Source organism: Bradyrhizobium manausense (assembly GCF_018130615.1).
GTDB lineage: Bacteria > Pseudomonadota > Alphaproteobacteria > Rhizobiales > Xanthobacteraceae > Bradyrhizobium > Bradyrhizobium manausense_A.
Genome location: NZ_JAFCKB010000007.1, coordinates 313,166 through 335,374, shown reverse-complemented (window position 1 = coordinate 335,374; position 22,209 = coordinate 313,166). Strand labels below are relative to the sequence as shown.

24 protein-coding genes are annotated in these 22,209 nt (G+C 63.9%); 10 read left to right on the top strand and 14 right to left on the bottom strand.

Annotated features, from left to right (window positions below; all coding sequences use genetic code 11):
* The first annotated feature begins 49 nt into the window (after positions 1 to 49).
* Entirely contained in the window at positions 50 to 1,432 is a 1,383-nt protein-coding gene (flbD, locus tag JQ587_RS16740; protein WP_212425991.1) for a sigma-54-dependent transcriptional regulator FlbD, read from the top strand.
* Positions 1,433 to 1,517: 85 nt separating this feature from the next.
* Here the strand turns inward: flbD and JQ587_RS16735 are convergent, their stop codons facing one another.
* Positions 1,518 to 1,850, bottom strand: a complete 333-nt coding sequence (locus JQ587_RS16735; RefSeq protein WP_212298142.1) for a GYD domain-containing protein — start codon at positions 1,848 to 1,850, stop codon at positions 1,518 to 1,520.
* Between the two features lie 291 nt (positions 1,851 to 2,141).
* On the opposite strand from JQ587_RS16735, the gene JQ587_RS16730 reads away from it, so the two are divergent.
* Positions 2,142 to 3,290: a M20 family metallopeptidase gene (locus JQ587_RS16730; protein ID WP_212425997.1), complete on the top strand. Its 1,149-nt coding sequence runs from the start codon at positions 2,142 to 2,144 to the stop codon at positions 3,288 to 3,290.
* Between the two features lie 144 nt (positions 3,291 to 3,434).
* Here JQ587_RS16730 and JQ587_RS16725 read toward each other — a convergent pair whose 3' ends face one another.
* The 9 genes from JQ587_RS16725 to JQ587_RS36900 form a co-directional block, all read right to left on the bottom strand.
* Positions 3,435 to 3,590 carry a hypothetical protein gene (locus tag JQ587_RS16725; RefSeq protein WP_212425990.1) on the bottom strand — a complete coding sequence of 52 codons (156 nt, stop codon included), beginning with the start codon at positions 3,588 to 3,590 and terminating at the stop codon, positions 3,435 to 3,437.
* A 97-nt stretch (positions 3,591 to 3,687) separates the two neighbouring features.
* Positions 3,688 to 4,269 carry a flavin reductase family protein gene (locus JQ587_RS16720; RefSeq protein ID WP_212298144.1) on the bottom strand — a complete coding sequence of 194 codons (582 nt, stop codon included), beginning with the start codon at positions 4,267 to 4,269 and terminating at the stop codon, positions 3,688 to 3,690.
* A gap of 33 nt (positions 4,270 to 4,302) precedes the next feature.
* Entirely contained in the window at positions 4,303 to 5,139 is an 837-nt protein-coding gene (locus JQ587_RS16715) for an ATP-binding cassette domain-containing protein (RefSeq protein ID WP_212425989.1), read from the bottom strand.
* Between the two features lie 7 nt (positions 5,140 to 5,146).
* Positions 5,147 to 5,953, bottom strand: a complete 807-nt coding sequence (locus JQ587_RS16710) for an ABC transporter permease subunit (RefSeq protein ID WP_212425988.1) — start codon at positions 5,951 to 5,953, stop codon at positions 5,147 to 5,149.
* Entirely contained in the window at positions 5,950 to 7,107 is a 1,158-nt protein-coding gene (gene ssuD, locus JQ587_RS16705; RefSeq protein WP_212425987.1) for an FMNH2-dependent alkanesulfonate monooxygenase, read from the bottom strand. The genes JQ587_RS16710 and ssuD overlap by 4 nt, the downstream gene beginning before the upstream one ends.
* Positions 7,108 to 7,117: 10 nt before the next feature.
* A complete protein-coding gene (locus JQ587_RS36905) occupies positions 7,118 to 7,240 on the bottom strand; it encodes a hypothetical protein (RefSeq protein WP_283815634.1) in 123 nt (40 codons plus the stop codon).
* A 20-nt stretch (positions 7,241 to 7,260) separates the two neighbouring features.
* Entirely contained in the window at positions 7,261 to 7,371 is a 111-nt protein-coding gene (locus JQ587_RS16700) for a twin-arginine translocation signal domain-containing protein (RefSeq protein WP_212298148.1), read from the bottom strand.
* A 350-nt stretch (positions 7,372 to 7,721) separates the two neighbouring features.
* Positions 7,722 to 8,888, bottom strand: coding sequence for a cytochrome P450 (locus tag JQ587_RS16695; RefSeq protein WP_212425986.1), 1,167 nt, complete (start codon positions 8,886 to 8,888; stop codon positions 7,722 to 7,724).
* Between the two features lie 69 nt (positions 8,889 to 8,957).
* A complete protein-coding gene (locus tag JQ587_RS36900; RefSeq protein ID WP_283815633.1) occupies positions 8,958 to 9,092 on the bottom strand; it encodes a hypothetical protein in 135 nt (44 codons plus the stop codon).
* 109 nt (positions 9,093 to 9,201) lie between these two features.
* Here JQ587_RS36900 and JQ587_RS16690 point away from each other — a divergent pair, with 109 nt between their 5' ends.
* A complete protein-coding gene (locus JQ587_RS16690; RefSeq protein WP_212425985.1) occupies positions 9,202 to 9,867 on the top strand; it encodes a DUF6064 family protein in 666 nt (221 codons plus the stop codon).
* Between the two features lie 495 nt (positions 9,868 to 10,362).
* Here the strand turns inward: JQ587_RS16690 and JQ587_RS16685 are convergent, their stop codons facing one another.
* The 3 genes from JQ587_RS16685 to JQ587_RS16675 form a co-directional block, all read right to left on the bottom strand.
* Entirely contained in the window at positions 10,363 to 11,409 is a 1,047-nt protein-coding gene (locus JQ587_RS16685; protein ID WP_212425984.1) for a transglycosylase SLT domain-containing protein, read from the bottom strand.
* A gap of 129 nt (positions 11,410 to 11,538) precedes the next feature.
* The gene (locus JQ587_RS16680) at positions 11,539 to 12,264 is read right to left on the bottom strand and encodes a LuxR family transcriptional regulator (protein ID WP_249154346.1); all 726 of its coding nucleotides are present in this window, start codon (positions 12,262 to 12,264) and stop codon (positions 11,539 to 11,541) included.
* Between the two features lie 273 nt (positions 12,265 to 12,537).
* Positions 12,538 to 13,743 (bottom strand): LLM class flavin-dependent oxidoreductase, encoded by a 1,206-nt coding sequence (locus JQ587_RS16675; protein WP_212425983.1) that lies wholly within the window; start codon positions 13,741 to 13,743, stop codon positions 12,538 to 12,540.
* 268 nt (positions 13,744 to 14,011) lie between these two features.
* On the opposite strand from JQ587_RS16675, the gene napE reads away from it, so the two are divergent.
* From napE to JQ587_RS16645, 6 genes are all read left to right on the top strand, one after another.
* The gene (gene napE / locus JQ587_RS16670) at positions 14,012 to 14,197 is read left to right on the top strand and encodes a periplasmic nitrate reductase, NapE protein (RefSeq protein WP_212298155.1); all 186 of its coding nucleotides are present in this window, start codon (positions 14,012 to 14,014) and stop codon (positions 14,195 to 14,197) included.
* A 26-nt stretch (positions 14,198 to 14,223) separates the two neighbouring features.
* A complete protein-coding gene (locus JQ587_RS16665; RefSeq protein ID WP_212298156.1) occupies positions 14,224 to 14,538 on the top strand; it encodes a chaperone NapD in 315 nt (104 codons plus the stop codon).
* Between the two features lie 16 nt (positions 14,539 to 14,554).
* Positions 14,555 to 17,068, top strand: a complete 2,514-nt coding sequence (napA, locus tag JQ587_RS16660) for a nitrate reductase catalytic subunit NapA (protein ID WP_212425982.1) — start codon at positions 14,555 to 14,557, stop codon at positions 17,066 to 17,068.
* A complete protein-coding gene (locus JQ587_RS16655) occupies positions 17,065 to 17,535 on the top strand; it encodes a nitrate reductase cytochrome c-type subunit (RefSeq protein ID WP_212298158.1) in 471 nt (156 codons plus the stop codon). Before napA ends, JQ587_RS16655 begins: the two co-directional genes overlap by 4 nt.
* On the top strand, positions 17,532 to 18,173 hold the full coding sequence (locus tag JQ587_RS16650; RefSeq protein WP_212298159.1) for a NapC/NirT family cytochrome c: 642 nt from the start codon (positions 17,532 to 17,534) through the stop codon (positions 18,171 to 18,173). The genes JQ587_RS16655 and JQ587_RS16650 overlap by 4 nt, the downstream gene beginning before the upstream one ends.
* 100 nt (positions 18,174 to 18,273) lie before the next feature.
* On the top strand, positions 18,274 to 19,389 hold the full coding sequence (locus JQ587_RS16645; RefSeq protein ID WP_028160993.1) for an ATP-dependent DNA helicase: 1,116 nt from the start codon (positions 18,274 to 18,276) through the stop codon (positions 19,387 to 19,389).
* Between the two features lie 184 nt (positions 19,390 to 19,573).
* Here the strand turns inward: JQ587_RS16645 and JQ587_RS16640 are convergent, their stop codons facing one another.
* Positions 19,574 to 21,262 (bottom strand): caspase family protein, encoded by a 1,689-nt coding sequence (locus tag JQ587_RS16640; RefSeq protein ID WP_212425981.1) that lies wholly within the window; start codon positions 21,260 to 21,262, stop codon positions 19,574 to 19,576.
* A gap of 245 nt (positions 21,263 to 21,507) precedes the next feature.
* Here JQ587_RS16640 and msrA point away from each other — a divergent pair, with 245 nt between their 5' ends.
* Positions 21,508 to 22,209, top strand: coding sequence for a peptide-methionine (S)-S-oxide reductase MsrA (msrA, locus tag JQ587_RS16635; RefSeq protein ID WP_212425980.1), 702 nt, complete (start codon positions 21,508 to 21,510; stop codon positions 22,207 to 22,209).

The following is a 22,209-nucleotide window of genomic DNA, read 5'->3' as shown; positions in this document are numbered from 1 at the left end:
GCAGAAAGAATGACGCGCGGCAGCGCGAACAGACGGACAGGAGACTGACATGCGGCTTCTCATCGTTGGCACATTGAAGGGCCAGCTCACCACCGCCACCAAGATCGCGATGGACAACGGCGCGACCGTGACCCATGCCGAGGATCACGAGCAGGCGATGCGCGTTCTGCGCGGCGGCAAGGGCGCCGACCTGTTGCTGGTCGACGTCGCCCTCGACATCCGCGACCTCGTGATGCGGCTCGAGGCCGAGCACATCCACGCTCCTATCGTCGCCTGCGGCATCACCAACGACGCCCGCGCCGCGGTCGCCGCGATCCATGCCGGCGCCAAGGAATATATCCCGCTGCCGCCGGATCCGGAGCTGATCGCCGCGGTGCTGGCCGCCGTCGCCAACGATTCCCGCGAGCTGGTCTATCGCGACGAAGCCATGGCGCGCGTCATCAAGCTCGCCCAGCAGATCGCGGGCTCCGATGCCTCGGTGATGATCACCGGCGAATCCGGCACGGGCAAGGAAGTGCTGGCCCGCTACGTCCACACCCGCTCGGCCCGTGCCAAGCGCCCGTTCATCTCGATCAACTGCGCCGCGATCCCCGAGCATCTCCTGGAGTCCGAGCTGTTCGGTCACGAGAAGGGCGCCTTCACCGGCGCGATCGCCCGCCGCATCGGCAAGTTCGAGGAGGCGACCGGCGGCACGCTGTTGCTGGACGAAATCTCCGAGATGGACGTTCGTCTGCAATCCAAGCTCCTCCGCGCCATCCAGGAGCGGGTGATCGACCGCGTCGGCGGCACCAAGCCGGTCACGGTCGACATCCGCATCATCGCGACCTCGAACCGCAACCTGGCGGATGCCGTCCGTGAAGGCACGTTCCGCGAGGACCTTCTGTTCCGTCTCAATGTCGTGAACCTGAAAATCCCGCCGCTGCGCGAGCGTCCCGCCGACATCATGGAGCTCGCCCAGCATTTCGTGAAGAAATATGCCGAGGCCAACGGCGTGCCGATGCGCCCCATTTCGGCCGAAGCCAAACGTGTGCTCTCCACCAACCGTTGGCAGGGTAACGTCCGCGAGCTCGAGAACACGATGCACCGCGCAGTGCTGATGGCCCAGGGCGACGAGATTGGTCCCGATGCGATCCTGACGCCCGATGGCGACCGCCTCGACCTCGCCAAGACGGCACCGGCCGTGGCTCATGCCACCATGGCCGCCGAGCAGGTCACGCGCGCTCTTGTGGGACGCACCGTCGCCGACGTCGAGCGCGACTTGATCCTGGAGACGCTGAAGCACTGCCTCGGCAACCGGACCCACGCCGCCAACATCCTGGGCATCTCGATCCGCACGCTGCGCAACAAGCTCAACGAATACGCCGACGGCGGCATTCCGATCACCCCCGCCGGCACGCCCGGCGAATATCCGCGCATGCCGGCGCTGGGATGAGCGCCGAGCTTCAGACTCCCTGTCTGCAGAAAAAGGCCCGGAGCGGGAACCGCTCCGGGCCTTTTGATGTCAAGATCTGCCCGAACTACTTGCCCGGCGGGACGTAGGAGCTTGCGAGCTTCGCAGCCTTTTCCGCAATGCTCTTGAATTCACCCATCTTCCAGGCGCGCACGGTTTCGATCTTGGAAACGGCGCCGGCGGCGGCGGCAACCATTCCAATCGCGATCGCATCGGAGCCGTCGGGAAACTCCGTGACGAGCACTGCATCGTGCTGACCGGTCGTCATGAAAGCTCCCTGGAGCTTTCCGCCGGCCCTTTCGACCAGCGCACCGATGGCCGAGGTGCGATCGATCGGCTTGTCGACCATTCCCTTGATACCCGCGTTTGAGTATGAGACGTACGAGATGAACAGCGGCATGTTTCTCTCCGTCGAGGGTTACGACAACAGCATTCAGGTTCTGAAAAAGCGCTCTGATTGAGAGCGAGGCATGGCCTGCCGACAGCATGCGAGTGCTGCCTTGAAATCAGAGACAATGGACTTCGGCACGTCCAGCTGGCAGCTGGGCGCGAACTATAGCGGCTTTTCGCTCCGACACAATGCAGCCATGCACGAGCATGGAGCCCGGCTCGGGGGAGGGCTGCATTCGGCGGCTAGGTCGTCGATCAGACAGGACTTATAGGTAGGTCAGTATTGATGCACGAGGTGATGATGCTGGAAACTCAAATCACGGATTGGCTGGCGTCGCAGCGGCAGGCGATGATCGATCTGCTGCGCGACGTCGTGAACATCGATTCCGGATCCTACGACAAGGAAGGCGTCGATGCGGTCGGTGCGCGGTTCGAGCGGCACTTTGCCGAACACGGCATTCCCTCGCGCAGGGAGAGCCACGGCACGTTCGGCGATGCGCTCCACGCGGACGTGGCAAAACCCGGCAGCAACGAAAAGCCGGTGCTGTTGATGGGGCATCGCGACACCGTGTTCGGCAAGGGCGAGGCCGGACGTCGCCCGTTCACGATCAAGGACAACCGCGCCTATGGGCCCGGCGTCGCCGACATGAAGGCCGGCCTCGTCATGAACGTGTTCGTGGCCACCGCCTTCCACAAATTCGGCGGCGCGCCGCATCCGATCAAAGTGCTGATCACTTCGGACGAAGAGATCGGCTCGCCCTCGTCGCGGCCGGTGATCGAGCGCGAAGGTCGTGCCGCGCGCGCGGTGTTCAACTCCGAGCCTGGCCGCCCGACCGGCAATGTCGTCACCAGCCGCAAGGGCGGCATCTTCATGCACATGGCCATCACCGGCAAGGCCGCGCATTCCGGTGCCAATTTTGCCGCCGGTATTAGCGCAATCGGCGAGCTCGCGCACAAGATCATCCAGATCCACGCGCTGACCGACCTCACCAAGGGCATCACGCTCAATGTCGGCCTCATCTCGGGTGGCCAGTCGGTCAACACGACCGCGCCCTACGCCGAGGGCCAGATCGACATGCGCTATGTCGATCCGAAGGATCGTGCGACCGTGATGGCCGAGATCGAACGGATCATCGCCACGCCGTACGTACCCGGCACCAGCGCGACGCTGACCATCAAGGGCGAGTTCGTACCGGTGGTGCAGAGCGAGGGCTCGAAGGCATTGTTCGAAAGCTACCAGGCCGCGGCCGCGCAGGCCGGCCTCACCACGCTGCAGGGCGAGTTCTCCGGCGGCTGCGCCGATTCCGGCTTCACCGCCGCGGTGGGGACGCCGACCATCTGCGGTGTCGGCCCGGTCGGTGGTCTCGCCCATTCGCCGGAGGAATATCTCGAGCTCGACAGCATCGTGCCGCGCGCACAGGCGCTGGCGCTCGCGATTATAAAGGGCTGATGTAGGTGCCGTGGACAAAGCGACTTGTCCGCCGTAGCTCGAAGAGCGAAGGCGGAAGCGTGCCCACCAACTTTTTCGCGATCATGGCGAGATGGTGAGCACGGCGCAAGAGCACCTTTGCCCACCTACGAAACCGAGCAAGTCCTACGAATAACTCGGCGTGTCCGGCTTGCGGAAAATATGAATGGGATCGCCGGGCACGAATGGCTCGCCGCGGAACATCGCATAGGCGTAGAGGGCGAGATAGGCAATCGCCAGCGCACTGACGGCGTAGAAGGCCCAGGTCCCGACGCGCTTCATCGCTCCGCTCCATGGCCGTCCCGTCATGGGAGGCTCGGGGGCTTCTAGAGCGATGAGCGAGAAAAGGCCAGCCCAGCGGACCTCAAGCCCGCTGCGATCAAGCGCCGCGCAAGCCGCGCGCGGGAACACTGACCTCGGCGAGTCTTGCGGCGTCCTCGTCCTGGTCCACCGCCACATACTGGCCGTGCCAATAAGCGAGCGCCGCGTTGCGCACCGAATTCTTGATGTTCCTGACCCGGCCGATGACGATGCCATGCGAATGGCGCTCGACGATCTCCTCGACCTCGCAATCGACCGCGGACAAGGCGCCGACCAGCAGCGGAACGCCGGAGACGGCCGTGACCCATTGGGCGCCGGCAAAACGATCGGCGCCTTTCAGCCCGCCCTTGCCGGCAAAACGCTCGGCGACGTCGAGCTGATCGGCCGCGAGGATGTTCACGCCGAACGCGCCGTGGCGGCGGATCAGCGGGAAGGACGAGGCATCGCGGTTGATGCTGACCAGCAGCGTCGGCGGATCGACCGACAACGAGGTCACCGAGGTGACGGTCATGCCGGTGACGTCCCTGCCCCGTCCGGCGGTGATGATGCTGACGCCGCCGGTGAGGTGGCGCATGGCGCCGCGGAAATCGGCGGACGAGACGGCAGTTTCGGTCATGAGCTCGCGAGGGACTACATTCATGGCATGCTCCCCGGAAGCGGGGTTCCCTTCTATTTAGGTACGATCATCCGCCGACAAAAGATGGCTCAGGATCGAGCCTTCGAGGCCGGTGAGCTCGACCGAGCCACGCGCGCGCGGCCGGGCCGCATTAACCAAGACGTCATGGGCGATCCGCCCCTCCTCGATCACCAGCACCCGATCGGCCAGCGCGACGGCCTCGGAAACGTCATGTGTCACCAGGATTGCGGTAAAGCCCTGGTCGCGCCAGACCCGCTCCAGCAGCCGCTGCATCGAGATTCGGGTCAGCGCATCCAGCGCCCCGAGCGGTTCGTCGAAGGCAAGCACCCGCGGCCGGGAGACCAGCGCGCGCGCCAGCGCGACGCGCTGTTTCTGGCCACCCGACAGCACTGACGGCCACTGGTCGCGCTTGTCGGCGAGACCGACTTCCGTGAGCGCCTCCTCGGCGCGCGCATGCGCATCATCAGAGGCACGATCGCGGCCGAGACCGACCTCGACATTGGAGAGCACCCGCGCCCACGGCAACAGCCGCGGCTCCTGGAACATCACGCGGATGTCCTCCGCTTGAACTTCGTCGCCAAGACTGATGCTACCGGCGTCGATCTTCTCCAGGCCGGCGACGAGCCGCAGCAGCGTGCTCTTGCCGCAGCCGCTCTTGCCGACGATCGCGACGAACTGGCCGGCCGGAATGTGCAGATCGATGCCGCGCAGCACCTCGTTGTCGCCGAAGGACTTTCGCAGGCCGCGGATGCCGAGCGGCAGACCGCTGACATGAACCGGACGCTCCTCGCGCGCGACGCGGGCGTGAGGGACAAAGTTGGCTCGGCCGGCGGGCTCGATTTCCGGAAGAGAAGTCCGAAGGGCTGTCTGCATGTCACTCTCAGCGTTTCTGGAAGGCGGGGTGCCAGGAGAGCGTCGCGCGCTCCAGCACACGGGAGGTGCTGTCGGCGAGCTTGCCGAGCAGCGCGTAAATCAGGATCGAGAGCACGACAACGTCGATCAGCATGAACTCGCGCGCCTGCATCGCCATGTAGCCGAGCCCCGAGGATGCCGCGATGGTCTCGGCGACGATCAACGTCAACCACATGATGCCGAGCGCGAAACGGATGCCGACGAAGATCGAGGGCAGCGCGCCCGGAAAGATCACGCGGCGGAACAGCTCGCCGTCGCTCATGCCGTAGATTCGGCCCATCTCGATCAGCTGCGGATCGACGGTACGGATGCCGTGCAGCGTGTTGAGATAGATCGGGAAGAATACACCGAGTGCGACGAGAAACAGCTTGGCGCTCTCATCGATGCCGAACCACAGAATGACCAGCGGGATCAGCGCCAGATGCGGCACGTTGCGCACCATCTGCAGCGTGGTGTCGGTAAGCTTTGCCGAAAGCTGCGACAGGCCGTTGGCAAGCCCGAAGGCGAAGCCGATGCTGCCGCCGATCAGAAAGCCGATCGAGGCGCGCCAGAACGACACCCAGATGTTGCGGACGAGCTCGCCGGAGAGCAGCAGCTTCCAGCCGGCAAGCGCGACGTCGCTCGGCGCCGGCAGCACGCGCACCGGCACGACCCCGGTGACGCTGGCGACCTGCCAGAGTGCGATGATGGCGATCGGCACGATCCACTGCACCAGGCCGTCGAGGCGCGGCAGGCGGAAGCTGCGCGGGAGAGAGATGCTGTCGATGAGACTCATGATTGCGACACCCGATGCTGCGGGCGGTAATCGCTGCCGACCGTCTCGCCGAACGGACCGCCGTTGAAGTGCAGCCTGGTCACGTTGCTCGGCTGCTCCAGCGAGAGCAGCGGGAAGACCAGCTCGGCAAAGCGATAGGCTTCTTCCAGATGCGGGTAACCCGACATGATGAAGGTATCGATGCCGATGTCCTGATACTCCTTGATCCGCGCGGCGACCGTCTGGGGATCGCCGACCAGCGCCGTGCCGGCGCCGCCGCGCACCAGGCCGACGCCGGCCCAGAGATTCGGTGCGATCTCGAGCTTGTCGCGCTTGCCGCCATGAAGCTGCGCCATGCGTTGCTGGCCGACCGAATCCATCCGCGCAAAGTTCTTCCGCGCGGCCGCGATGGTCTCGTCGCTGACATGCTTGATCAGCTCGTTCGCAGCGCGCCAGGCCTCTTCGTTGGTCTCGCGGACGATCACATGAAGGCGGATGCCGAAGGAGAGTTTTCGGCCACGCGCGGCGGCGACGTCCCTTACCCTCGCGACCTTTTCGGCGACCAGCGCCAGCGGCTCGCCCCAGGTGAGATATTTGTCGACGGTGTCGACCGCGACGTCGATGCCGGCATCCGAGGAGCCGCCGAAATAGAGCGGCGGGCGCGGCGACTGCACCGGGTGGAACAAGAGCTTGCCGTCCTCGATGCGGATGTGCCTGCCCTCGACATTGACGGTCTTGCCCGCGAGCAGGTCGGCATAGACATTGAGGAACTCGCGCGTGACCTCGTAGCGCTCGTCATGGCCGAGAAAGATGCCGTCGCCCTTGTTCTCGACGGGATCACCGCCGGTGACGACGTTAATGAGCAACCGGCCATTGGTGATGCGATCGAGCGTCGCCGTCATGCGCGCGGCGACCGTCGGCGATTGCAGGCCGGGACGGACGGCGACGAGATAGCGCAGCCGCTCGGTGAGCGGCGCGACTGAGGAGGCGACGATCCACGAATCCTCGCAGGACCGTCCGGTCGGCAGCAGCACGCCGTAATAGCCGAGCTGGTCGGCTGCCTGCGCGATTTGGCGCAGATAGTTGAAGTTGACCTCTCGACCGCCGATGCCGGTGCCGAGATAGCGGCCATCACCGTGGGTCGGCAGGAACCAGAGGATGTTGCTCTTGCTCATGGATGTGCTCCTAGCCGTAGGTCGTGCCGACCGCGGCGGCGACGACGCCGATCGACATGACGATGGCGGCGATCACGCGTTGGACGATGCGCTTCATGTTCGGACCTCTATGGATGGGAAGGCTGGTCGGCACGATCAGGTCGCCGTGCTGCGTCAGACGATGTCACGGACAACGATCGGCTTGAGGCCGAGCTTGTAGAAGCGATCGAATGCAGCGGCCGCCGCAGTTCCAACGGATAGCTTGAGAAAGTCTCGACGCTGCATTCCACGCTCCCGGCCGCAAGCGGCCGTCTCTCATTCAGTTCGAGAATGATGGTGCGGCTCAGCGGAGGTGTCGAGACATCCGGAAAAATAGCGATGCGAGCACTGCGCGCGTCGTGGAGCGCGCGATTAATCTTTCAAGCTGCCGCGATGATGCAGGCGGAATTTTTCCGCACGCGATTGTGAGCGCCGTGCGGACTGATCAAAAAACGCGAAAACAACCCCATGCACAGTAGCCCCGCGCATTCCCTCGAAACGTAATTCTCTTTTTGCGAATTTTTATTGACGCGTCGGGCAAAACAGGAGCATGATGCCACCATGACCGCGCTAGGGGTGCAGGGTCCCCTGCCCTGCTATTGCAGCCACGTCACCGGCAAATTCTGCAAGCCCCGGAACGCCCAGCCGCCGATCCGCACCGGCTCGTCATCAGCGATCTCCAGATGCCGGGCCCGCCCAAACACCGTCGGCAGCGCGACGTCGGCGATCATCGCGCGCGAGGCCCAGGCGCCGGCGCAAAAATGCGGACCGGCGCCGAAGGCGACGCTCTTCGACGTGTCACGCCGCACGTCGAACTCATCGCCGCGCTCGAAGTGCTTCTCGTCGCGATTGGCCGAGCCGAACATCAGGAACACACGCTCATCCAGCTCGAACGCGACGTCCCGGATCGACCACGGCTTTGCGATGCGTCGCGGCGACATGCCGATCGGCGAGATCCAGCGGGCATATTCCTCGAACGCCTCGAGCCACGTGACCTCGCCCTTGCGCACGAACTCGAGCTGCTCGGGATGCGTCAGCAGCGCCCACACCGTGCCGGCGATCGCCTTGCGCGGCTCGTTCTGGCCGCCCGAGATCGCGAGTTTGACATTGGCGCGCGCGCTCTCCATCGGCATGCCGGAGGCGAGGAGAACGCCCAAAATGCTCTGGTCGGGATTCTTGCGCATCACCGGCAGGATGTCGTCGATCGCAGCATCGATCCCTGACGTGGCGGCATGGCAGCGCGCCTCGACCGCAGGATCGCCGCCGTAATTGGCGATGCCCTCGATCATGCCTTGCGACCACGCATCCATGTCCTGGAAGCCGATATTGGTGAGGCCGGTGATCGACTTCAGGCACTCGCCGGAGAACGGCAGCGCGAAGTCGCGCATGAAGTCGATCCGCCCGGGCGCGATCGCATCGAGAATGCGGTCGGCATGGGCCTGGAACAGCGCGGTCCAGTGCGCCTTCACCGTCTTCGGCGACACCGTCGGAAACATCGCGCGCCGCTCGATTTGATGCGCCTCGCCATCCTTGCGCATCATGTTGTGGCCCATCAGCCGGTTCATCAGGCCGGCGGGCTGGTGCGAGGAGAACACGTCGATCTGCTTCTCGGAGATCGAGATGTCGTCGCGGCTCGTCAATAGCGTCGAGCCGAGCTGCGGCACGAAGGCAATGGGCGCTTCCTTGCGCAATTTTGCGAGCATCGGATAGGGATCGGCCCAGAACGCTGTGGGGTCGATGTCGACGCGCGGCGCGGTGCTCAAGGCGGCCTCCCCGGGGATTTTCGTTTTCCTCGGGACCAGTCTAGCGGGCTTCTCAGCGGGCGTCTGTCCCTAGCGATAGGGACGGGCGGCATCAAGGCGCTGGCGTCGCGGCGTTCGTCCGCGTATGCGGTCGAAACCCTCCTTGATCCCTGCGAAGCGCTTGTCGGCGACGCAGAGTACCGCAATGAACGCGCGTAGTCTCATGTCCCGCGCTCCTGAGGGAAGCACGCGGTCCGCGATTGCTTGCGTGAAATCAATTCGGCCGCTCGTCGGCGGGAACAATGTACGCGAGGTCACAGGACCGGGAAACCGCATGCTGCCCTTTACGCCCGAGCAATTTCTCGCTGTTTTTTCAGATTACAACCAGGCGATCTGGCCAGTGCAGGTAGCAGCGTATCTGCTCGGAGCTTTCGCGGTCATATTGCTCTTCTTCAAGAGGCGAGAAGCAGCAGACCCTGCCATTTCGGGAATCCTAGCTTCGATGTGGCTATGGACTGGGATTGGCTATCACGGCCTTTGGTTCGCTGCGATTAACAAGGCTGCTTATCTCTTCGCCGCCTCGTTCATCATCCAAGGCTGTTATCTTTTCTATTCGGGCTTTTCACGCCAAATCCATTTCGGTGTACGACCGGGTACAGCGACCTGGGTCGGGATGACGTTCATAGCCTATGCTGCAATTGTCTACCCCCTTATTGGCACGGCCACGGGCCACTCTTATCCGCACATGCCGATGTTTGGCGTCACGCCTTGCCCGGTGACCATTTTTACATTCGGGCTCCTTCTGTTGACCACGAGCCCCGTGCCGCGCTGGCTCCTGGTCATTCCTTTCGCCTGGTCGTTGGTCGGTGGCAGCGCTGCCATTCTTCTCAGGGTGCCGCAGGATTGGCTGCTTCTCGTGAGCGGCTTCATTGCGGCCGCATTGATCGCTTTCCGAGATAGCTGGGCGACCCGGGCTGCTGGAAAGCCAAAGTCGGCTTAAGGGCAGAAGCGGCATCAGCGCGGAGGGTTGTCTGCGCGTCTCACAACAGCAAACACTGAGACATGGGGTGGGACAACGACCAGCGGCGCAGGAGCGCGTTAGAGCCACACTCCCTGCGTATTGGAGATGACAGCGACTAGTGCCGTCAGCAGGCTGACCGTCAGGAAAAGAACGACAGCTTCCATTCTATCGCGTTCAACTTGTGAGCGGACAGCTTGGCTTGTGTAAATGGTTCGTGCTGGAATGGACGTCGGCATGAATGCTTCCGCTGGGCCTGCCTCGGAGATGCCCAGCCACAGCCTGACTCCGGGACGACGATCGGTCATCAACCAGACGGTTGAGCAAGCCACCAAAATTCGGCTCCTCTCCAATGCTTGATCGTGCCGCGGTGGAGGACCTGCGGCCGTCGAGCCGCACCGTTCCTCTAACGACTTCGCGACTTGCAGGTCGCCGCGCGTTTTGCCGGAAAATGCGACGACTCTGCCGACAACGAAACTACTGATTTGCCGCCGCAGCGGCGGTCGCCACGTATTTCGTGTAGAATTCGGCGACCCGGCCGCGCCACATGCCGACGAACGCCTCTGAAGTCACGTTGTCCACCGATTTCCAGGTACGCTTGAACGCCGGGAGTGCATTGCCCCAGATCGCGCGTTTGCACCACCTCTCGCCCTTCTCCTTGCCTTCGCCGGTGGCGCACATGGATTTCCAGGCCGTGCGAGCAGGCCGGCTGATGTGCTCAGCGGCGCCTTCCCAGCCCTGCTGATGGATCAGGTAAAGATCGCTCATGTCCGGCTTCCGGTGCGTGATCCACTCGAACAGGACGCCTTCGGTAATGACCTTGTAGGCGGCCGCAACGGCGTTGTCGCGCGGACTGAGAATCTGCCCGGAGCCGAACTTGCCGAACTCATACTTGCTCAGCTGAAACAGGCCGATATACGACCCGGTGCGTTGATTGGGGTTGAATCCGGATTCGATCTTGGCAACCGCCATCATGAAATTGAAATCGAGACCAAACGCGTCGGAAGCGCGCTTGATCTCTTCGGCCGGCGTTCCAACCGGGATGTCCTTGAACGAACGCAAGACGATCTCCGCCGGTTTCTCGGCGGGCGGCAGTTCGGACCAGATGTAGTAGATCAGATAACGGAAATCCTGCGTCAGCGCCGCTTTGGGGGCATCGTCGGACGCATCGCGTGCTGCCGGCAGCGGCTGGACGACATCCTGTCCCAACGAAGCCAATTTCGGCGCGGCGGGATCATCAGCGATTTCGGCTCCCGTGCTCAACGGCCCGGAACCTGCTGACGTCACCGAGCCAAGCTCTGCTCTTCCTGCCCGCAGCGCTGCCGCAAGTCTGGCGGATGCCTCAGCGTAAAGCGCGGGCGCCACCATGTTCGCAGGAGCCGCCATGTTCGAGGGAGCTGCCACGTTCGCCGCCGCTTCCGGCATGACATCCGGCACCGTCGCGGCCGGTATGTTTCCGTTGGCCAGATAAAGTCCCACGGCTGCGATAACAGCCACGATGCAGCTGGTCTGCAAAACCTTCATTGCCCGAAGTCCATGGATGGCTTCTGTACGAAGGCTGTTCGCATGTTCCTGCGGCCTGTGGTGAACTCCCCTTTGTAAAATCTTAAGGTTTAGATGTGGTGAACGGGAGCCGATTTTCTGCATCGCCGATCATCGGTGGCTCCCGCTTTGGGTCAAAAGGCTGCTCTCGGCATCCGGCAGGGCCGCAGGTCGCCCGGCGTCAATCCCCCGCCCCCTCAGTTCAGGGCACGCGGACCGGCGGCAGACCTCCTGCTCGCGCGGCGTCAGCGCGGAGAGGGGTGTGCGCGTCGCAAACAGCGCAGCGAGGTTCTGGTCGGGCGCAGCAGCCGCGGCCTCTTGGAAATGACGTGCGACGCAGGCGCCAATCGCCGGCGCAATTGTTTGAAGCCGGGCACGCTCGGCATCGCCGAAGCGGCCCTGGGACGTGATGCGGTAGAAATTGACATAGAAGCAGGTGTCGCCGGTCCAGATCGCGGTGGCGCATTTGTCGACGATGTCGGAGTCGTTGAAGAAGATTTTTCGGTAGCGCGCGCCATACATGTGCGGCGAGAACGATGGCAGCATGATCGGCGCGCCGGCCTCAGCCTCGAACAGCATATCCCGGTTGGGATCGAATTCGTGGAACTGGCCGGCATAGGCGGCGCCGAGATCGCTGCCGGTCGGGATGTTGCCGGCATCGAGCAGGCAGCGCGCCGCGCCGGCGCGCGTCAGCGCGAACACCATGCAATGGCCGACGCCGGCCTGCCGGCGCAGCGTGTCGATGAGGATGTTTGGGAAGTCCGCCCGGCCGATGGCAAGCACCGCGGGCGTGACGTCGGCCGTCGCTGGGTTTGGGGCCATCCCGTGGGACCGCATTGGTTGCCTCCGCAAGACATCGTTTGCGAGAGAATATCAGCACGGGCCGCAGGCCGGAAGGCGCCTCGCGGCCCTGCATCCCCACTGGGTCGTCCTGGCGAAAGTCCGGACCCCAGCGCTGGTCGCGATGACCCCAGGGAGCAGTTTAGCGACGATTCTTCGTTCGGCACGGCTAGCTCGCACCACCGATAGATTCCGCGGTATGGGTCCTGGCTTTCGCCAGGACGACGATGTTGAAGCCGTGTGCGTCTACATGCAAAACCGCGTGATGCTCTACCCCGCCGCCGCTTTCGCCGGCGCGACATTGATCGCGAGCTTGCCGTAGCGATCCGTAAAGGCTTCGGTGTCGATCTCTTCCAGCATGATCTCACCGCTCATCACACCCTGCTTCCAGGCGGCCTGCGCCGGATCGTTCTGAAACGCCGGCATCACCTCGCGGCCGAACAGCTCGAGCGATTCGCAGATGTGCTCATGGCTGTTCTTGCCCGCTTGATTCAGCAGGATCACCTGGTCGATGTGCGAGCTCTGGAATCGCTTCAGCTTCTTGCGGATCGTCTCGGGCGAGCCGATCAAGCCGCCGCGCAGCGCGGCCTCCTGCGCCTCCGGATTGTCGCGCTTCCACTTGTTGTATTCGTCCCACATATTGACGGTGTAGGGCGCAGGCCGCTGGCGGTTCTGCGAGGCGCCGTAGAAGCGTAGCGCGAACTGGAAGAAGGTGGCACCGTCGGCGCGCGCACGTGCCTCCTCGTCGGTCCTGGCGCACATGAAGAACGACACCAGCGCCATATTCGGATTGATCTCGTAATCGGCGAGCTTGTGCAGCCTTTTGGTCATCGCGTTGTAATAAGCATGCACCCAGGCATGCGCGGCGTCGGCGCTGACGAACTGGAAGCCGAGCGCGCCAAACCCATGGCGGCCGGCGCGCTCGATGGTCGGCAGCTGCGAGCATGCCATCCAAAGCGGCGGATGCGGCTTCTGCACCGGCTTCGGCACGACGTTGCGCAAGGGGATGTCGAAATACTTGCCGTGATGCTCGCTGCCGGCATCCCTGAACATCGGGAAGATTGCCGCGACGGCCTCCTCGAACACTTCCTTCTTGGTCTCCATGTCGCGGCCGAACGGCGTGAGCTCGGTGATCGACGCGCTCTCGCCCATGCCGAATTCGCAGCGGCCGTTGGACAAGAGATCGAGCACCGCGACGCGCTCGGCAATTCGAGCCGGATGGTTGGTGGTGAGCTGGAGGATGCCGTGGCCGAGGCGGATGTTCTTGGTGCGCTGGCTGGCGGCGGCGAGGAAGGATTCCGGCGAAGGCGAGTGCGAATATTCCTCGAGGAAGTGATGCTCGACGACCCAGGCATGGTCGTAGCCGAGCTTGTCGGCAAGTTCCATCTGCGAGAGTGCGTTCTGGTAGAGGGTGAGCTCGTCGCCGGCCACCCAGGGCCGCGGCAGTTGCAGCTCGTAGAAGATGCCGAACTTCATGACTTCGCTCTCCCGCATTATTGTTGTTAGCGTCATCTTAATGCGTGAGGCGACGCTGTCTACGCAGTCGCAATTCCGCCGCCCGGCAGATGGATGCTTCGCCCGCACGTGGCCATGACAGCCCGATTCCGGCGCGCGCTACAGCCTGCGGCGAACTCGACAGGTTGATCCAGATCAACGCGTTAGCGGCTCGAACGTATCAAAAGTACGACAAGGCAACGGCCCGGATGCCGTCCCGATTCCCCATACTTTTTCAGAGAGTCCGAATATGTCGGCCCCTGACGACACGATGTCGCGCGTGCGCCGTAAGCGCATGGAGATTTTTGCTTTCCTGTTCCTGACCGCGGTCGTGATGCCCGTCCTCGCCGTCGGAACGGTCGGCTCTTACGGGCTCGGCGTCTGGATCTACCAGATGTTCGCAGGGCCTCCCGGCCCACCCGCTTCCCCGCATTGATCTCCTCACAGCGAAAGACAGGCATCATGGCCCACCCCACACTCAACCGCCGTGCATTGATCACCGGCCGGGTGCTCAGCGCCGAGCGCGTCATCGCTCCGCCCGGCTGCGAGATCGCCAGCATCGTCGTGCAGGCGCGCCCCGAGCGCCTCGTCGAGCTGGAAGCCGAGATCGCCGCGCTTCCCGGCTGCGAGATTCATGCCCGCGATGCGCGCGGGAAACTCGTCGTCGTGACCGAAGCGCCGGACGCCGGCAGCCTCGGCACCATGCTCAACACCATCCAGTCGCTGGGAGACGTCTATTCCGCAGCGCTGGTCTTCCACGCCATCGAAACCGCCTGAGTCAGGAAGAGCCATCATGACATCGCCAAAGCTCGACCGCCGCCAGATGCTGAAGCTGGAGGCCGCCGCGATCGCAGCGGCTGCCGCTGGGCTCCCGGCACCGGCGCTCGCCGCCAATCTCGTCACCGAACGCGACAACAACGAACTGAAATGGGACAAGGCCGCCTGCCGCTTCTGCGGCACCGGCTGCTCCGTGATGGTCGCGACCAAGGACAACCGCGTCGTCGCCACCCACGGCGACATCAAGGCCGAGGTCAATCGCGGCCTGAACTGCGTCAAGGGCTATTTCCTCTCCAAGATCATGTACGGCCATGATCGCCTGACGCAGCCGATGCTGCGCAAGACGGGCGGAAAGTACGACAAGAACGGCGACTTCACGCCGGTGTCCTGGAATGAAGCCTTCGACATCATGGAGGTGAAGTGGAAGGAGGCGATGAAGAAGCGCGGGCCGAACGGCGTCGCCATGTTCGGCTCCGGCCAGTGGACGATCTGGGAAGGCTATGCCGCCTCGAAGCTGTTCAAGGCCGGCTTCCGCACCAACAACATCGATCCCAATGCCCGCCACTGCATGGCCTCGGCCGTTGCCGGCATGATGCGCACCTTCGGCATCGACGAGCCTCCCGGCTGCTATGACGACATCGAGGCCACCGACGCCTTCGTGCTGTGGGGCTCCAACATGGCGGAGATGCATCCCATCCTGTGGACGCGCCTCGCCGACCGCCGGCTTTCCGCTCCGCATGTCCGCGTCGCCGTGCTCTCCACCTTCGAGCACCGCTCGTTCGATCTCGCCGACATCGGCATGGTGTTCAAGCCGCAGACCGATCTCTACATCCTCAACGCCATCGCCAACCACATCATCAAGACCAACAGGGTCAACAAGGATTTCGTCGCCGCGCACACCACGTTCCGGCGCGGCCAGACCGACATCGGTTACGGCCTGCGGCCCGAGCATCCGCTGCAGAAGAAGGCGACCGGTGCGGCGAAGGCCAACGACTCCACCGACATGACCTATGACGAGTACGTCAAGTTCGTCTCGGACTACACGCTGGAGAAGGCGGCGCAGATGTCCGGCGTGCCGCTGAACCGGCTCGAGGCGCTCGCCGAGCTCTATGCCGATCCCAAGACCAAGGTGGTCTCGTTCTGGACCATGGGCTTCAACCAGCACACCCGCGGCGTCTGGTGCAACAATCTCGTCTACAACATCCACCTTCTGACCGGAAAGATCTCCTCGCCCGGCAACAGCCCGTTCTCGCTGACCGGACAACCTTCGGCCTGCGGTACCGCGCGCGAGGTCGGCACCTTCTCGCACCGCCTGCCCGCCGACATGGTGGTGACCAACAAGGAGCACCGCGCCAAGGCCGAGCACATCTGGCAGTTGCCCGAAGGCACCATTCCCGACAAGCCCGGCGCGCACGCCGTGCTGCAAAGCCGGATGCTGAAAGACGGCCTGATCAACGCCTATTGGGTGCAGGTCAACAACAACATCCAGGCCGGCCCCAACGCCAACGAGGAGACTTATCCGGGCTTCCGCAACCCCGACAATTTCATTGTGGTCTCGGACGCCTATCCGTCGGTCACGGCGCTCGCCGCCGATCTGATCCTGCCGACCGCGATGTGGGTGGAGAAGGAAGGCGCCTACGGCAATGCCGAACGCCGCACGCAGTTCTGGCATCAGCTCGTCGCCGCCCCCGGCGAATCCAAATCCGATCTCTGGCAGGTCATGGAGTTCTCCAAGCGCTTCAAGATCGAGGAAGTCTGGCCGGAGGAGCTGATTGCCAAGAAGCCGGAGGTGCGCGGCAAGACGCTGTTCGACGTGCTCTACAAGAACGGCCAGGTCGACAAATTCCCGGTCTCCGACATCGAGGCGGGCTACCTCAACGACGAGTCCAAGGCGTTTGGTTTCTACGTCCATAAGGGCCTGTTCGAGGAATACGCCTCGTTCGGCCGCGGCCATGGCCATGACCTCGCGCCGTTCGAGACCTATCACCGCGAGCGCGGCCTGCGCTGGCCCGTCGTCAACGGCCAGGAAACCAAATGGCGCTTCCGCGAGGGCAGCGACCCCTACGTCAAGCAGGGCACCGACGTGCAGTTCTACGGCTACCCCGACGGCAAGGCGCGCATCTTCGCCCTGCCTTACGAGCCGCCGGCGGAATCGCCCGACAATGAATACCCGTTCTGGCTCTCGACCGGCCGCGTGCTGGAGCACTGGCATTCCGGCACCATGACGCGCCGCGTGCCCGAGCTCTACAAGGCGTTCCCGGAGGCCGTATGCTTCATGCATCCCGACGACGCGCAGGAAGCCAAGCTCCGGCGCGGGGATGAAGTCAAGGTCGTCTCGCGCCGCGGCTTCATCCGCGCCCGCGTCGAGACGCGCGGCCGCGACCGGCCGCCGCGGGGCCTCGTGTTCGTGCCGTGGTTCGACGAATCCAAGCTGATCAACAAGGTGACGCTCGACGCCACCGATCCGATCTCCTTGCAGACCGACTTCAAGAAATGCGCCGTGCGCATCGAGCGGGTGAACGTATCATGATGAAACGATTTGGAATCGCCCTGCTTGCCTGCGCAATCGCGGCTGGCGCGAGTTCACTGACCGCGCAAACCGTCAGTTCGGGCCTCCGCGGCCCGGCCCCTCTCAACGAGGAAGGTCCGGCGCCGCCGATGCTGCCGAACCGCAACACCTCCGAGAAGGAGACGCGCAACTATCCGGAGCAGCCGCCGGTGATCCCCCACAACATCGACGGCTACCAGATCGACCTCAACGGCAACAAATGCTTGTCCTGCCACGCGCGCGCGCGCACGGCGGAATCGCAGGCGCCGATGCTTTCGATCACGCATTTCATGGACCGTGACGGTCAGTTCCTCGCCTCGATGTCGCCGCGGCGCTTCTTCTGCACGGAATGCCACGTGCCGCAGAACACCGCGACGCCGCCTGTCAGCAACGACTTCACCGACATCGATACGCTGCTGTCGCGCGCAAGCCCGGGTGGCCGCAGATGACCACGACCGCTGACGAGCTGAAGGCCAAGCGCGGCTTCATCGCGCGAAGCTGGGACTTTCTGCGCGAGCTCTGGCAGGTGCTGATCCGGCCAAGCTCGGTGTTCGGCCTCGGAGTGCTGGTGCTCGCCGGCTTCATGGCCGGCGTGATCTTCTGGGGCGGCTTCAACACCGCACTGGAACTGACCAACACCGAGAAGTTCTGCACCGGCTGCCACGAAATGAAGGACAACGTCTACGCCGAGCTGAAGTCGACCATCCACTTCAGCAACCGCTCCGGCGTGCGCGCGACCTGTCCGGACTGCCACGTCCCCCACAACTGGACCGACAAGATCGCGCGCAAGATGCAGGCTTCAAAGGAGGTCTGGGGCAAGATTTTTGGCACGATCGACACCCGCGAGAAATTCCAGGATCATCGCCTCGAGCTCGCCGCGCATGAATGGGCGCGCTTCAAGGCCAACGATTCCCTGGAATGCCGCAACTGCCACAGCGCCGACTCCATGGACATCACCAAGCAATCGCCGCGGGCCTCGGTGGCGCACCAGCGCTTCCTGTTCACCGGCGAAAAGACCTGTATCGACTGCCACAAGGGCATCGCCCACCATCTGCCCGACATGCGCGGCGTTCCCGGCTGGCAATAGGACCGGAAGCGACGGGATTCGCCCCGCTTGAACCAGCGGGGCGAATGGTTAGTTTTGGGGGACGGCGAATCGCCTCGTTTCGCCCCTCCTCAAGACAGATATGGCCACTTTCACCCCGCATCAGGATGCCGCCCTCAAGGCCGTTGGCGATTGGCTGAAGGCCAAGCCCGGCCGCAATGGCACGCCGCCGATTTTCCGCCTGTTCGGCTTTGCCGGCACCGGCAAGACGACGCTGGCGCGGCACATCGCCGAAGGCGTCGACGGCGAGGTGAAGTTCGCCGCCTTCACCGGCAAGGCGGCTCTCGTCATGCGCAACAAGGGTTGCGACGAGGCCTCCACCATCCATTCGCTGATTTACCGCGCCCGCGAATCCGGCGAGGAGCAGCCAAGCTTCGAATTGTGGGACGACGCGCCGGCGTCAAAAGCAAAACTGATCGTGATCGACGAATGCTCGATGGTCGACGCCGAATTGGGGCGCGACCTGATGTCGTTCGACTGCCCGCTCTTGGTGCTGGGAGATCCTGCACAGCTGCCGCCGATCCAGGGCGGCGGCTTCTTCACCAACACCGAACCGGACGCGATGCTGACCGAGGTGCACCGCCAGGCCCAGGATGATCCGATCGTGCGGATGTCCATGGACGTGCGCGAGGGCCGCGAGCTCGACATCGGCCGCTACGGCGAGAGCGAGGTGGTGTCGCGCAAGGAGCTCGACCCCGATCGCGTCATGGGCGCCGACCAGGTGCTGGTCGGCCGCAACAACACCCGCCGCGCCTACAACATGCGGGTGCGCCAGCGCCAGAACATCGAGGACGTCTTTCCGGTCGCCGGCGACAAGCTGGTGTGCCTGCGCAACAACCGCAAGAAGGGCCTGTTCAACGGCGGCCTGTGGCGCGTGAAGTCACGCAACACCTCGCGCTCGAAATCGCGCATCCTCTCGATGCGGCTCTCGCCGGACGAGGATTTCGGTCACAAGGTGACGAAAGTCTCGGTGCGCGCCGATTGCTTCGAGGGCGGTGTCGAGCAGATCGCCTGGGAGCAGCGCAAGCCCTATGACGAGTTCGACTACGGCTACGTCCTGACCGTGCACAAATCGCAGGGCTCGCAATGGGACGACGTCGTGCTGTTTGACGAGAGCTTTGCGTTTCAGGACAGCCGGGCGCGGTGGCTGTACACCGGCATCACGCGCGCGGCGAAGCGGTTGAGCATAGTGGTATGACGCTGCCCGAGGGTGGGCAAAGGCGCGAAGCGCCGTGCCCACCTTTTGTCCACCTGTATGGCTCGTTATTTTCTCCGTCATTCCGGGGCGGCCCGAAGAGCCGAACCTGGAATCTCGAGATTTCGGGTTCGGGGCTTCGCATCGCCCCGGAATGACGGATTGAGTTGCTCCGCAACCCAATCCGTCATTTCCCCGCCACAAAATAAAAATCCTCGCGGCCCGGCGGCGAGCCATACGTGAACGGCTGCTGCTCGTGCTTGGTGGCGGACCAGACGTCGTCGCGGACGATATCGAACAGCTTTCGAAGCTCGATCTTCGGCACCTTGATCTCGCGGGCGAGTGCGGTGGAGAACGGGCTGTCGGCGCCGTTGTCGCCGTCGATCGCGGTCTCGCCGTGCTTGGCGGCGTAGACCACCATGAAGCCGGCACCGGGTTCGATGTTGGAAAAGCCCTTGTCGACCAGCTTCAGCGACAGCGTGTGCTGCATGGTCGGCGCGAACGGATTGTCGCGGCAGGCATCCAGAATCACCAGACGCACTTTTCTTGCCGCGCCCACCGCTGCGATCACCTGCTCCAGCGCAACCGCCTGGGTCTCCGCGTCCCGGTCGACGGCGAGCTTGGCGTCGATGGGAACGAGGTAGTTCACCCCGCCGATCTCGAAGCCGTGGCCGGCGTAGTAGACCACCGCCCAATCGGCTTTCTCCGCCTCGTCAGCGAAGGTCTTCAGCGCCTCGAAGAACTTGTCGCGGGTCAGGTCGCTGACGGAGATCACAGTCTGGAAGCCGACATCCTTCAGCACGCTCGCGATCATCTTCGAATCGCGCGGCGGATTGGGCAGAGCGTGGACGTTCTTGTAGGCGCCGTTGCCGATCACCAGCGCAACGCGCCGACCCGTTGGCGCGCCCCCCGGCGTTTGCGGCGTCAGCGCAGCGAGCCGCTCCTGCGCGATGGCGCGGGCGCGAGCGACGTCGAGCTCGTCGAATTTCGTCAGCGAATAGGCCGCGGAGCGATAGTCGGCGCGGGCCTGGGCGACGTCGTGCTTGCGCTCGTAGATCTGGCCGCGGCCGGAAAGCGCGCGGACACTGTTCGGATTGAGCTGGAGCGCCGCGTTATAATCCTTCAGCGCGGCGTCGAAATCGCCCTTCATGACATAGACCTCGGCGCGATTGTTGATCGCGTAGACATTCCTCGGCTGCCGCTCGATCAGCCCGTTGCAATCGGCAAAGGCCTGGTCGTATTTGCCCATCAGGCCGTAGGTGGTGCAACGATTGCCGGCGATCTGCTGCGCGGTCGGATCGATCTTCTCGGCCTCCGCGAAATCGGCGATCGCGCCGTCGTAATCCTTCATCAGCGTGCGCACGCGGGCGCGATTGGTCCAGCCGAGCAGGAATTTGGGCGTGTACTTGATCGACAGGTTGAAATCGTCGAGCGCACTTTGCAGCGCGCCCCGGCGCAGCTGAATGGTCCCGCGATTGTTGTAGGCGAAGCCGAAATTCGCCCGCTTCTGGATGGCAAGATTGTAGTCGGCCATCGCGAGATCGTCCTCGCCCTTGTGCTCACGGGCGACACCGCGCACGTTGAGGGCGCCGACGTTGTCCGGATCGGCCTCGACGGCAGAATTCAATGCCTCGATCGCACCGTCATAGTCGCGCTTGGCGATCAGCGCGTTGCCGCGCACGACGAGCGCGAGCGACTTGTCCTTGCCGGTCACGCGGTTGGCGTTGAGCAGATTGTTGCAGGCCGTCGCCCGCGCCTGGCCGTCGCTCTGGCGATCACGGCAGGTGGCGAGGTCGTCGCCCGCCTGCGGCTCGGCCACAGCGATCGCGACGCCGGAGAGAAGTACGACGAATGTCAGGGAGACGACGCGCAGCATGTTGTCCGATCAGCTCCAGCCACCACATTTTTAAGTCGATCAGCGATGGCGCCGGTTCATCTAGCCGGAGTTCCCCATCGCGCCAAGCCGGGCCGTCGGACGCGGCCTTTTTCACGGACTCGTGTCTCTCGCCCCGTAACAATCGCCCGGCCCGTCCGTATCTCCGATGTCTGAAAATGCCGGGCAGGCTGTTCGCCCGCCCTCAACCGCCCTAGACTGTCAGGCCTTCCGAAAGAGGATCCGCCATGCGCCGCTCCGTCCTGTCCCTGCTCGCCGCCACCACCGCCTTGACGCTGGCCTTTGCCGCACCGACCCGCGCTGCGGAAGACGCCGTCGTGATCCCCGCCCCCGCAATGGACGCAAGCCCCGCGAACGGCATCCAGACCGCGGTGGTCGCGGGCGGATGCTTCTGGGGTGTGCAGGGTGTGTTCCAGCACACGGCCGGTGTCGTCAACGCCGTTTCCGGCTATGCCGGCGGCACCAAGGCCACCGCCGACTACCAGACCGTCTCGACCGGCCGGACCGGCCACGCCGAGTCGGTCGAGATCAAGTTCGACCCGAAGAAGATCTCCTACGGCAAGATCCTGCAGATCTACTTCTCGGTGGCGCACGACCCGACCCAGCTCAACCGCCAGGGACCGGACAGCGGCACGCAATATCGCTCGGCGATCTTCACCACCTCCGACGAGCAGAAGAAGGTCGCGGAGGCCTATATCGCCCAGCTCGACGGCACCAAGGTGTTCGGCAGGCCGATCGTGACCAAGGTCAGTGCGCTGGAGGCGTTCTACCCGGCCGAGGCCTATCACCAGGACTATCTGACGCTGCACCCGACCCAGCCCTACATCGCCTATAACGACATCCCGAAGGTCGAGAACCTGAAAAAGCTGTTCGCCGATAACTACATCGAGAAGCCGACGCTGGTGAGCGCCAGCAAGGCCACCAACTGA